The sequence below is a fragment of the Neglectibacter timonensis genome, from assembly GCF_900048895.1.
In the GTDB taxonomy this organism is placed as follows: domain Bacteria; phylum Bacillota; class Clostridia; order Oscillospirales; family Acutalibacteraceae; genus Acutalibacter; species Acutalibacter timonensis.
The window spans coordinates 1,414,173-1,426,496 of record NZ_LT160640.1 but is presented as its reverse complement, the minus strand read 5'-3'; the positions used below and the strand labels follow the sequence as shown (position 1 = coordinate 1,426,496).

At 54.3% G+C, this 12,324-nt stretch carries 8 protein-coding genes and 1 tRNA gene; 6 read left to right on the top strand and 3 right to left on the bottom strand.

The features are described 5' to 3' along the window. Nucleotides 1–106: 106 nt before the first annotated feature. From BN3911_RS15620 to BN3911_RS15610, 3 genes are read left to right on the top strand one after another with little or no spacing between them, the layout of a single operon-like run. Entirely contained in the window at nucleotides 107–334 is a 228-nt protein-coding gene (locus BN3911_RS15620; RefSeq protein ID WP_066867237.1) for a ribbon-helix-helix domain-containing protein, read from the top strand. Between the two features lie 6 nt (nucleotides 335–340). Then, on the top strand, nucleotides 341–3,184 hold the full coding sequence (locus tag BN3911_RS15615) for a TIR domain-containing protein (protein ID WP_066867235.1): 2,844 nt from the start codon (nucleotides 341–343) through the stop codon (nucleotides 3,182–3,184). Nucleotides 3,185–3,239: 55 nt separating this feature from the next. Beyond that, nucleotides 3,240–4,652, top strand: coding sequence for an SPFH domain-containing protein (locus BN3911_RS15610; RefSeq protein ID WP_187127775.1), 1,413 nt, complete (start codon nucleotides 3,240–3,242; stop codon nucleotides 4,650–4,652). 233 nt (nucleotides 4,653–4,885) lie between these two features. On the opposite strand, the gene BN3911_RS15605 is transcribed toward BN3911_RS15610, so the two are convergent. Then, nucleotides 4,886–6,160 (bottom strand): MFS transporter, encoded by a 1,275-nt coding sequence (locus tag BN3911_RS15605; protein WP_066867231.1) that lies wholly within the window; start codon nucleotides 6,158–6,160, stop codon nucleotides 4,886–4,888. Nucleotides 6,161–6,387: 227 nt separating this feature from the next. On the opposite strand from BN3911_RS15605, the gene BN3911_RS15600 reads away from it, so the two are divergent. Both BN3911_RS15600 and BN3911_RS15595 read left to right on the top strand, forming a co-directional pair. After that, complete coding sequence (locus tag BN3911_RS15600) at nucleotides 6,388–6,945, top strand: RNA polymerase sigma factor (protein WP_066867229.1); 558 nt, start codon at nucleotides 6,388–6,390, stop codon at nucleotides 6,943–6,945. Continuing rightward, complete coding sequence (locus BN3911_RS15595) at nucleotides 6,942–8,339, top strand: hypothetical protein (protein WP_147578633.1); 1,398 nt, start codon at nucleotides 6,942–6,944, stop codon at nucleotides 8,337–8,339. The genes BN3911_RS15600 and BN3911_RS15595 overlap by 4 nt, the downstream gene beginning before the upstream one ends. A gap of 407 nt (nucleotides 8,340–8,746) precedes the next feature. Here BN3911_RS15595 and BN3911_RS15590 read toward each other — a convergent pair whose 3' ends face one another. Next, nucleotides 8,747–10,168 carry an MATE family efflux transporter gene (locus BN3911_RS15590; protein WP_066867224.1) on the bottom strand — a complete coding sequence of 474 codons (1,422 nt, stop codon included), beginning with the start codon at nucleotides 10,166–10,168 and terminating at the stop codon, nucleotides 8,747–8,749. A gap of 396 nt (nucleotides 10,169–10,564) precedes the next feature. Then, nucleotides 10,565–10,653, bottom strand: a tRNA-Ser gene (locus tag BN3911_RS15585). A 227-nt stretch (nucleotides 10,654–10,880) separates the two neighbouring features. On the opposite strand from BN3911_RS15585, the gene BN3911_RS15580 reads away from it, so the two are divergent. Next, nucleotides 10,881–12,182: a peptidoglycan-binding protein gene (locus BN3911_RS15580; protein WP_066867222.1), complete on the top strand. Its 1,302-nt coding sequence runs from the start codon at nucleotides 10,881–10,883 to the stop codon at nucleotides 12,180–12,182. Nucleotides 12,183–12,324 lie beyond the last annotated feature (142 nt).

The window sequence follows — 12,324 nt, the reverse complement described above, 5'->3', positions numbered from 1 at the left end:
GTAGATGGAAATAGTTTCCGGAAACAGCAGCTTTTTTCACTGATTTACAATTTCACTTGCAAAAAAATACATTTGTATTACAATAGAAACAAAAGGGGGCAAAGCTGTGGGAGATCCGAAATTGAAAATCGCACCGAAGCGGTACGGCGGAGAGTCCATGGTGATATCCATGCGGCTGTCACGGGAAATGCTGCAGGAAATAGACGGAGCGGCAAGGGCTACCGGCCGCACGCGCAATGAAATTATGAGTATGGCTCTGGAATTTGCGCTGGATCATATGGAGGTATCCAGCGGGGCAGAGCAGGGGGCAGAAAATCAGCAGGAGAAGGAGTAGGAACGAATGACGGTTATCAAGTGTAAAATGTGCGGCGGGGATATGGAGCTTTCCACGGATAAAACCTTTGGCTCCTGTGAATACTGCGGCAGTGTGATGACGCTGCCAAAAGTGGACGGCGAACAGACGGCGGCGGCGTTTAACCGGGGCAATCATTTTCGCCGGGCGGGGGAATTCGATAAGGCACTGGCGGTATATGAACGCATCGTGGAGCAGGACGACAAAAATGCCGAGGCTCACTGGTGCTGCGCGCTTTGCCGGTTTGGAATCGAATACGTGGAGGATCCGGAAAGCGGGGAATGGTTCCCTACCTGCCACAGGCTGAGCTTCGACAGCTTTTTGGAGGATGTGGACTATCTCGCCGCTCTGGAATATGCCGACGCGGCCGCCAAAAGCCAGTACCGGAAGGACGGAGAGAAAATCGCCCAGGTGCAAAAAGGGATTTTGGCCACGTCCCAACGGGAAGAGGCCTTCGATGTGTTTCTGTGCTACAAAGAGTCTGAGGAAGATGGCAGCCGCACGAAGGACAGCGTGCTGGCTCAGGAAATCTATTACGAGCTGACGGAAGAGGGGCGAAGGGTGTTCTTTGCCCGGATCACTTTGGAGGATAAGGCGGGTGTGGAATACGAACCCTACATCTTTGCGGCGCTGCAGTCCGCCAAAGTGATGGTAGTGTTGGGCACCACAGCGGAGCATTTCAATGCAGTGTGGGTGAAAAACGAGTGGAGCCGGTTCCTGGCCCTGATGAAGAAAGATCGTTCCAAGCTGCTGATTCCCTGCTACCGGGACATGAATCCCTACGACCTGCCGGAACAGCTGTCCATCCTGCAGGCCTACGACATGAGTAAAATCGGCTTCATCCAGGACCTGATCCGGGGAATCGACAAGGTGCTGGGCGCGGGCGGAGAAGAGGAAAAGGAGAATGGGGAAATCCAGGGAGAAACCGGAAACCTGTCCGCCCTTTTAAAACGGGGAGAACTGGCCCTGGAGGACGGGGATTGGCTGAAAGCGGACGGCTTTTTTGAACAGGCGCTGAACCTGGATGCGGAAAACGGCAGGGCATATCTGGGGAAATTCCTGGCAGAGAAAAAAAGTCCCACACTGGAAGCTCTGGCCGAGAACCGGAAGAAACTCCACGTTTCCGTGGAAGCGGAAAGGACGGAAGCCTGTCCGGAGGCGGTGGGACGAATCGAGGAAGCCGTGTCCCGCTTTTTTGTGAGGGAGCGTTTGACCAGGAAGGATATCTGCGAAAGATTTGAGTTTGACCGTACCTATCCTGCTTACCTCCCCTCTTGGCGGAAGGTGATCGCGGAGGAAGAGGCGTTTTGGGGAAATAAACTGTTTCAGCGGGCTTTGAAATTTTCCAAAGAGGAGGACGCAGAGAGACTCAGCCGGGTTCTGGGCGATGTGATTCAAGTATTGCGGCAAAGACAGGAAGCGGCGCTGCCCTCGGATGAGGAAGCCAGGAAAAGTGTAGAAAAAGCTTATCGGGAAAAATTGGATCAGGCTGAGAAATGGGCGGCTGAAAAAAGTGCGGAAGCCAGGCTGAAGGCGGAAGAGGAGAGGCGGCAGGCCTATGAAGCTGCCTGTAAGAAGCGGGATGAGTCCAAAAACTCTTTGGATTTACGAAATGCTATGGATCAGTTCCAGGCCTTGGAGGATTATCTGGACAGCATGGAGCAGGTGAAAGCCTGCGAAAAAAGGATAGAGGAGCTCCGGGAGGCCGAACGGGAAGCCAGCCGGATCGAGGAGGAGCGGAACCGGGTTCGGATGCATAGAAAAATGAGGATTATTTCTATCCTTGTAGTGGCTGTACTGCTCGTGTCAACTGGGGTTGCTGTGTTGATGACACAGGTGATTCTTCCCGGACGGGATTATTCCGCTGCAATGGAACAGATGGAATCCGGTCATTACCGGGAAGCCTATCTTGCTTTCCGAAAGCTGGGTTCCTATCGGGATGCCAGTTTACAGATGAAAAAAGCCGTACCGCTGCTTCAGAAATCTTTGTTTGATTCGAAAAAGCTTTCCGTCGGGGGACGCCAATGCCTGGCGGTCACACAGAGCGGCGCCGTACTTGTCGCTGGCGAGGACCCGGCGCCGGGGGTAAAGGGCTGGACAGATATTACGGCTGTTTCTGCTTCCGCGGCATATGGTGGATTCGCTTTGGGCCTGAAAGAGGACGGTACCGTGGTAGCTGCTGGAAAAAATGAGGATGGGCAATGCGATGTGGAGAGTTGGACCGATGTGATTGATGTTGCGGCTGGAGTATCTCATTCTGTGGGCCTGAAAGCAGATGGAACTGTGGTGGCGGCAGGAAATAATTGGGGCCATCCAAAGGACGTGGAGTCCTGGACAAACATTGTCGCCGTAGGGGCAGGGGATGCCTTTACCGTGGGACTGAAGGCGGACGGCTCGGTGGTGGTACAGGGTCATCTCAAGAGAGATGAGGGTGAAATCAGGGTAGACGACTGGACGGATATTGTGGCGATTTCTGTGGAACCGGACGGCGTCATGGGGCTGAGGGCGGACGGCACGGTGGTGTACACCGGAACCAATACCGCGATAGAAAGCAACGTAAAATCCTGGAAGGATGTCATAGCTATTTCGGTAGGTAACTATTTTTCCGCTGCGATTACGGCGCAGGGGGAACTGCTTATTGCTGGGAACACCTACCATTCAGCCTCTAATAAGCTGATAATCAGTGTCAGCAAGGTGGAAGAAGAGGTTGAGGATCCGGTTGCGCTTTCGGTAGGAACCAGTTATATGGTAGTTCAGGAAAGGGATGGACGGTACAGCGGCTTCGGCGGCAATTCCAGTTACTATTCCGGAATTTCAGATTGGAATTCATAAACAAAAAAGAGGAAAAACTGTACTGAAATATTACCATGATCAGGAGGAGATTATCGTGGCTGAAAAGAATACGGAACGCAGACATCTGATAAACGTCATCAAATTTGAGGGGGAAGACGACGCGCTGGTATGGAAGCATCCGGTGGAGGATTTCAACCTGGGCTCCCAGCTTATTGTACATGAGAGCCAGGAGGCGCTGTTCTTCCGGGATGGTCAGGCCTTGGATCTGTTCGGGCCTGGCCGTTATCTGCTGGAAACAGACCGCCTGCCCATGCTGGGAAAAATTTATGAACTGCCCGCCGGCGGGCAGAGCCCCTTTCACTCCGAGGTGTATTTTATCAGCCTTGCCACACAAATGGGAATCAAATGGGGCACGGATACGAAGGTGCGGCTGTTTGACCCGGCTTCCGGGCTGCATGTGGAACTGGGGGCCAGCGGCGAGTTTTCCATCCGCGTCACGGATTCCCGGCAGCTGCTCCTCAGGGTGGTGGGCACTGCTTCCAGCCTGGGGCAGGAGGATTTGCTGGGCGGAGGCAAGGGCTTTTTCCGGGCCATGGTCATGACCCAGGTGAAAAGCTATCTGGCCCAGGCCATTAAGGATAATGGAATCAACGTACTGGAGATCGACGAGCGGCTCCTGGAGCTTTCCGCCGCGCTGCGGGAGCGGATCAACGGTTCCCTGGGCGAATATGGCCTGACCATGCCGGAATTCTATGTCAGCCGGGTGGTCACTCCGGATGACGACCCCAACTTCCGAAGAATGAAGGAACAGTATGCCGAGCAGTATCTTACCGTGAGGCAGGAGGAGATCCGCTGCAAAGAGGCCGAAGCTGCGGCGGAACGCCGGGCTGTGGAGGCCTACACCGACGCCCGGATGAAAATTCTCGGTGCACAGGGGGAAGCGGAGGCGCTGAAGATTCAGAAGGCGGCAGAGGCGGAGGCCTACCGCATGCAGGCAGAGGCGGAAGCCCAGGAGATGAGGATGAAGGGGTACAGCTACCAGCAGGAAACCGCCAGGCAGGTTGGCATGGAGGCAATGAAAAACGGCATTGCCGGAGAGGGTTCCGGAGGACTTGGGGAGATCGCCGGACTGGGCGTGACGTTGGGGGCCATGGGCGGCGTGATGAATCTGACAAAGGAAGCCCTGAATCCCGTGCTGAACTGTGCTGAAAACGCAGGGCGGACCGTCAGCGCGGCGATTTCCGATTCTTGGGACTGCACCTGCGGCCAAAAGGCTGTGACCAGCAATTTTTGTCCGAACTGCGGTGCGAAACGACCCCTCCCAGCTGCGGCGGGAACCTGGGATTGTACCTGCGGCGAGAAGGGTATTTCCAGCAATTTCTGCCCCAACTGCGGTGCCAAACGCCCCGCTCCGTCTGCAGCAGAAACCTGGAGCTGCTCCTGCGGGCAGCGGGAAATATCTGGAAATTTTTGTCCCAACTGCGGGAAAAAGAGAGGGGAAAGCTGACGGCCATAGGACACAGCACATTCAAATTATTTATAACGGTATCATAGCAGTGCTTCCAGGCAAGCATGAAAAAACGGCATAGCCGGTGCTTACGGCTATGCCGAATTTTTCAAGGGAATAAAATCTCTTAAACGCTCCCTCTGAAAGCGAAGTGCGTTTCCTGGAAGCGGCAGGGACGCAGACTTCCTGCCCCTCCCCCAGCGGGAAGGCAGGCGCTGGGATTGGCGGCGCTCTTAGGTCTTTTCTTCCTCCATCTGCGGTTCCTGGATGCGTCCGATGACAACCATGGCTGTGATAAACAGCAGGAAGGTGAAAGCGAAAGGCAGGCGGCGGTCCAGGCTGGAAAGCCAGCCGGCCAGGTATCCGAAGGGGGAGGAGAGGGCGATGGTAGAGGCCATGATCAGGGCGTTCAGGCGGGCCCGCTCCTGGGGATTGATGTTGAGCTGAAGCAGCGCGTCCTTGCGGGGATTCACCAGCGCGGCGGCCACGGCGGCGGCAAACACGTAAACCAGCACAAATCCCAGATTGTCAGCGGGAGAGAAAATCAACGCCAGGGCAGCTACACAGTACAGCCCCAGGCCGACCCATAAAGGGACACGGAATTTTGCGGCGCTCATGCGATGCTGAATGCCCACCATGAAGATCAGCATGACAGCCGCGTTCAAAATGGGAAACAGCGCCAGATAGTTTTCTGAAAGGCCCAGCCGCTGGGTTACGTACAGGCTGAAAAAATTTGTACTCACTATGTTTGTGATATAAAGGATGACTGAGACAGCTACCGCTTTGAGAACGCCCTTGTCCTTCAGCAGGAGGGGGATCAGCTGGCGGTATTCCCCCAGCATATGGAAGACGGATACGCCCTTTGTCTCTGCCCGGCGTATTTTGCCTTGCTTTGTTTCATGGCAGAATTTGAAGGTGATGAAGGTTTTCGTGACCATAGTCAGCGAAAAGAGGGCGTACAGCACCCGTACCACCGGCACCACGGAATAGGAGCTGACGAACAGCCCGGAGAGGGGTGCAAAAAAAATAGCAACCAGCCCGCCGATGTTCACCCAGGTGTAAATACCCACCAAATCCTTTGGATTGGCATCCTCGATGAGCAGGCAGTACCACGCTGTCTGGTTGATCTGTTCAAAACAGTTGAGGATAGCTGCGGCTAAAAACAGCCAGAAATTGTTGGAAATGGCCCAAATCAGGCAGGCCAGCGTCCAGCCGAAAAAGTCGCCCATCATGGTGGTGAACTTCCGTCCCAGCTTGTCAGTAAGAATACCGCCAAAGAAGGAGAAAAATACCTGGACGACCATAGTGATGGAGAGGATCAAGCCGATTTGTACATCCGTGATGCCCTGGGTGTACATGTAAAGGGTGGCGAACGGCGCGATAAGGTTGTAGGGGATGCCCCACAAGGGCTCAATCAGCACCAGTGTCCGGGGGTTTCCCTTGTTACCTGCCAGTACCAGGCTGAGAGGGTGCTCCCTCAGTCTGCTTATCCTTGCTTTCAAACTCATATACAATCTCCCTGTTTCTTCTGATTTTCCATCAATTCTATCACACTCAAGGGCAATCGGGAAGAGACTTTTCAGCTTAATTTTTTCTTCTGTCTGAACGGCGTATGGATCAGAGTTTCAGGACCTAGCTGTACAAAAGATCGGAGCCGTCCGGATGGGAGGTTCCGATCTTTTGTGTTAGAATATCTATAGTTTTCCGTCCTATAGGGTGAGGGGAGGGAGGAATCGTGAAGGACAGTCAGATCGTGGAATTGTACTGGAATAGGGATGAGAGGGCGATCCGGGAGACGAGCACGCGGTACGGCAGGTATTGCTATGCCATTGCGGACAACATTCTGCACGACCCGGAGGACGCTGAAGAGTGCGTAAACGACACCTGGATGCGGGCATGGAACGCCATGCCGCCGCAGCGGCCGGGAAGGCTGCGGATGTTTCTGGCGAAGATCACTAGAAACTTGTCCTTTGACAGGTTTCAGGCCAGGCGGGCACAGAAGCGTGGCGGCGGGGAAATGCCGCTGGTTTTGGAGGAGCTGGAGGAATGCCTGCCCAGCCGGGACGACGTGGAGGGCGAGGTGCAGGCCAGGGAACTGGAACGGGCGGTGTCGGAATTTCTGCGCGTTCTGCCGGAGCGGGAATGCAGCGTGTTTTTGCGGCGGTATTTCTTTGTGGAGCCGGTTTCCCAGATTGGGCGGCGCTACGGCCTGAAGGAGGGGCATGTGTTGGTGATCCTTTCCCGTACCCGTCAAAAACTGCGGGAGTTTCTGCGGAAGGAGGAGTATGTGTGATGAAACGGGAAGATCTCTTTGACGTGATCGGAACTGCTGCCGACACCGAGCTGCTGGAGCGCAGCGAGCAATTTGAAAAGTCCCGGAACAGAGGTGTGATCTGGCTCAAGTGGAGCGCTCTGGCCGCCTGCCTCTGTTTTCTTCTTCTGGTGGGGAGCAGTTTGCCTTGGGAGAGCCTTGTCCCCGGGACGGCGGGGACGCCTTCTACATCAGGACCGGGCGGCGTCTCTTCCCAGGAAGTGGGCGAACCGTCCTCCTCGGGGCTGGAAAGCTCTATCCCGGAAGCGGCACAGCCGCCGGAAAGCGCGCCCGAGCCGCCTGCCATCCCCACGCCTCCGCCCGCGGATGGGACGGAAGGGCTGCCCATGCTGGAGGGCCGCTATGGACGGATGGGGGGCATGGGGTATGATGCCGTCATGTGCTACGACGTTTCGGAAAACATGGGCTCCAACCCCTGGACGGAGGACGCGGAGCTGGAGACGCTGCCGGTGTACCGCAATCTGGCCTACAGCAGCTCGGGCTACAGGGTCTATTTGAGCGAGGAGCAGCTGCTTTCCCTGGCGGAATGGTCCGCCTACTGCCTGGGTACCCGGGTGGAAAGCACAGAATTTGAACGGATCCGCAAGGAAAACCTATGGCCGGAGGAGGACCGTCTCACCGGCGGAGAGGCAGAGGGGATTTTTGCGCGTACGGAGGCAGGAGACGAAATCCGGGCCTTTGGAAACGGCGGGCAGAGCATCATTTTTGCCCAGCCCAAGCCGCTGCCGGACGATTACAGCTTTACCTTGGCTGATACCACCAGCGAACAGGCGGAGGCGGCGGTGAAATATCTGCTGCGGGAACACGCCTCCTTGTTGGAACAGCTTTCCGGCATGGAAAACGTGGAGGATTTTGCAGTAAATACCTGGTGCGATTACTCTTTTTCCGGGGAGATGTTCCGAAACTACTCCGCCTACAATGACAACGGTACGCTGGAAGAACGCATCCTGAACTATAACTTTCACAGGATAACCCTTCATCCAGGGATGGAGGAGAGCGCCTGGGAAGGCATCGGATTGTGGAGCGTGCTCCCCAGCGCGCAGAAGCTGGGGGACTATCCCCTGATTTCTCCCGAAACGGCCCGCGCCCTGCTGCTGCAGGGGGACTATATCGCCAGCGTGCCCAAGGATTATATCCGGGACGGGACCATCTATGACGAGGATATCGCCGGGGTCACGCTGGTCTACCGCACAGAACCCAAAAACCAGTATTACCAGCCCTATTACCTGTTTTATGTAGAGCTTCCGGAGGAGCTGGACGTAGAGGGGCTCAAGAGCTTCGGAAGGTTTTACGTTCCCGCCGTGAGCGGGGAATACCTGTCGGATTTTCCGTCCTGGAATGGAAGCTATAAATAGGAAAATGGTTTTGGAAAGGAGATACGGCATAGTACTCTTAGCGGGTATTATGCCGTTTTTTCATGCGGTTTTGCAAGCGTTGCCTCCGTTAAAACAAGCGGATATGCAAGAAGGATGGAATAGACGGATGAATTCGAATTGTCTGCCCTGTGCTTTTCTTTAAAAATTTGCACGTTTTTTCTTATCGTTCAAATGACAAAAAGAAAATGCGGCCTCGAAAAGCCGCATAATCACTGGGTTTTAGAAAGAAAACAGCATTGATAAAACAGATACCTGCCGCAAATAATACGGACAAACAAGTTGGAAAACAGAAACACCTGCGGTGCGCGAGTTGTTTCACGCAGGTGTGCCGCGATTGGGGGCACTCCACCGTGGCTTCCACTCTTTCTTTTCCCCAGCTTTGTCCTTCAGGCCGTCCGTTGAGCTTTGTCTCGCACGTGTTTTTTACGAAACGCCGGCAGCGCCGCACGGCCCAGCTCAGTGACAGGGCGCACCCACTTGCCCGAATACATGTGCACCTGCATTAGAACAAACCGGATGGGCTCGTCGATGTAGCAGCAGGCGAAGACCAGCAAAAACGGCGCCTTCCATACGAGGCCCGTCAGGCAGACGCAGGGCAGCACCACTGCGTACATGAATGAGATCTCGAGAATCGTGCCGTACGCCGCATCGCCGGCCGATCGGTAGGTATCGTTCTGCGTCCAGTTGCACATACGGATGACGGCAGCGACGCTGTAAATCATCAACAACCCGGTGCCGATTTCCAGCGATTCGCCCGAAAGGCTCATCACGGTCAAAAGAGGCCGGTGCACCGCGATCAGTGTCACGCACAGCATAAAAATACTGCATCCGCACAGCAGCACGAGCCGCTTTGCGCGCTCGTAGGCGGTGTCCAGTTCGCCCGCGCCTACGCTCTTGCCAACGAGGACAGAAGCCGCGTTGGAAAAGCCCGAGAAGAAGCCAATAACCAGGCCTTCCAGCGTGCGGAACACCGCGATGGCGGCGATGGCCTGCTCAGACTGGCGGCCCAGCACGATGTTGATAACCATATTGCCGACACCGATTAAAATCTCATTGCAGAGAATTGGAAAGCATTTTACGAAATACGACCGCACAAACGAACTGTTCCAGCGATAATGCTTCGAAAAATGAAACAGATACGGATACCCCTGCGCCCGGCTGAGAATCAGGATGACCGCCATATTGACGGCGGCCGCGCAGGTTGTGGCCAGTGCCGCGCCCCGCACGCCCATAGCAGGCAGGCCGAACTTGCCGTAAATGAACACCCAGTTGAGGCCCATATTAGTAGCGACGGATGCGATCGCCGCAAAGAGCGGGATGCGCACGCGCTCAGTGGAGCGCAGCAGAGCGCTCATCGCCATGGAGATCACCTGCATCGGATAGGCGAAGCCGACGATGCGCAGGTAATCCACGCCGATCGCCTGAATCGCTGTTTTGTCCGTATAAATACGCATTACCAGCTCCGGCGCCAGCAGCGCAAGACCGGTGAAGATAGATGCGGAGGCAAGCATACAGACCAGCGTCAGACCAAAGGAGCGGTCGATGCCGTCCTCGTCCTTCGCGCCCCAATATTGTGAGAAAAACAGCATGCCGCCGCCCACAAAGCCCCAGTATCCCGAAAACATCAGCGACGAAAACTGGGCGCAAAGACCCACAGCGCCCACAGACGTTTCGCCAAGCGGAGCGATCATCATCGTGTCGACCATGCTGCCCGTCGTCGTCAGAAGGTTCTGCAGTGCCACCGGGATGGCAATCACTGCGAGATTCCGCAGGAAATTTCCCCAGGAAAACCCGGATTTTGTTTTCAATACCCTCTCTCCATTTCCATCGAATTTCCGCGTAAGTATAGCACAAGTCGACCGCAAACGCAATGCCGCCCCACACTCAAATGCAGATGGGCGGCGAATTTTGAGGGTTTGATTCCTTTGTTTTCTGAGTCATGATACAGGGATGGAGAGGAGAGGAACAATCCTGCGGGCGTCATTTGTAAAACGCGAAAAGGCTTGAAAAGGCGGTGGAAGGTGACAGCCAAAAAGAAAGGTAGACTTCTCCCTGAAGTGAATAATCGATATGCAGAAAAAGAATCCTTCCAGTGGAAGCTCTTTTTTTGAGCTTATGGGCAGTGATACCTGCAATAAACGCGAGGTATCAGGAAAAAGAAAAGGCCGAGCTTTGAACGCGAATTGCGTTCAAACTCAGCCTGCTGGCGGAGACGGTGGGATTCGAACCCACGAGCCCGTGAGGACTACCTGATTTCGAGTCAGGCCCGTTATGACCACTTCGATACGTCTCCATATAATAAATATTCAGTTTCACGGAACGCTTATTAACAGCATACTGGATCATTTTATCTTGATGGTATACAAAAGTCAAGCGCTTTCCGGCAAAAAGGTTGACACAAACGGTAAATTAAGGGTAGAATACTAAAAGAATCCGAAAGGATTGACAAGACGACAGATGTTGCCCTGATTTTCTGGGCAGAGGAATCATATTTTGCAGAGAAAGCGGGTTGTATCGAAAATGAAGACAAAAATCAGTACGATACGTCGGTGGCTGGCGTGTATGCTCTGCGCAGTTATGGTCACCGTATCACTTTCCGGGTGTGAGAATATGGGGAAGATAGGGAATATTGTTTCCGGAGTAACTGCTGCCGGTGAATTTCCTGTGGAGATAAACGGCGTCACTATTTCTGCAAAGCCTACGAAGGCAATTGTACTTTCCCCCGGTCTGGCTGACGTCATTCTGGCTCTTGGCTGTGAAACGCAGCTGTTGGCTGGCAGTGAAAGCTGTACTCAGGATAGCTTGCGGGATTTGCAGAAAATTTCCGGAGAAGACGCGCAGGCGGTGATTGGCCTGGCGCCGGATCTGGTAATCTCCGATTCCTTTGACGAAGGAATGACCTCTGCACTGTCGGATGCAGGTATAACCATGCTGGCCGTGAGTCCGGCCACTGACCGGGAAGATTTTGAGCGGCTTTACTCCCAGGTTTCCGCAGCCTTTTCCGGCGGCGGCGCCGGTTACGATGCAGGAATCGTACGGGCACAGGAAATCTTTACGGTCCTGGACGACATCAACCGCATTGTGCCCAAAGAGACAGTGACCACTGCCTGCTATCTGTACGACCTGGACGGAACTGCGGTAACGGGAGATATGTTTGCCAGCACACTCATGTCCTGCGCGGGCGTGACAAATGCATTTAGCAGTGATAAGGGCGGTACCTATCAGTTCCAATCTCTCCGCATTTCCAACCCCAATGTGATTTTCTGTGTGCCTGGACTGAAGGAACAGATGAAAGCCAACGCTGATTTCTCCAAGCTGCGCGCAGTGAAGGAAAATAAAGTGTTCGAGTTGGATCCCAGCTTGATGGAATGGCAGGGAAGGACCGTAATCGACGCCGCTTATGAAATCAGCGCATCCGCTTTTCCGGAGTTGCTGGAAGAAAAATCTTCGACAGTATCGCTGCCGGGAGAAGAGAGCAGTTCCTCTTCAGAACTCTCCTCTGAGGAGGAGTCCGACACTACCTCTTACACAAAACTCTCTGAAGGGGATTCCAACGACGAGGTTTATAAGCTTCAGGAAAGGCTGGAAGAATTGGGGTATCTGGATACGGAGTATGACGGGCATTTTGGAGAGTACACGACCGGCTGCGTCAAAGAATTCCAAAAAGCCAACGGTTTGGAAGAGACTGGTATCGCAGATGCAGAAACACAGCGGGCACTGTTCTCCAAGAAAGCCAAGGCAAAAGGAAATGCTTCCAGTTCCTCCAACGCGTCCAGTTCTTCCGAGACATCCGCCTCCTCCGAAGGACCGGAGACGCCCTGACGGGTTAGATTTTGCCAGTCTGCCTCCCTCTGTTGAGGGAGGTTTTTTGTTGGAGCAGTTTGAATGCCAGTGTGGTTTTTTGAGGAATTAAGGCTTTACTTGCCCATTCGTGTATAGTATAATCACATTCGGTATGGAAAAA

What these genes read in the sequence shown, in the direction of transcription:
- BN3911_RS15615 (WP_066867235.1), top strand. Translation starts at nt 341, where the DNA reads ATGACGGTTATCAAGTGTAAAATGTGCGGCGGGGATATGGAGCTTTCC.
- BN3911_RS15605 (WP_066867231.1), bottom strand. Translation starts at nt 6,160, where the DNA reads ATGAGTTTGAAAGCAAGGATAAGCAGACTGAGGGAGCACCCTCTCAGC.
- BN3911_RS15580 (WP_066867222.1), top strand. Translation starts at nt 10,881, where the DNA reads ATGAAGACAAAAATCAGTACGATACGTCGGTGGCTGGCGTGTATGCTC.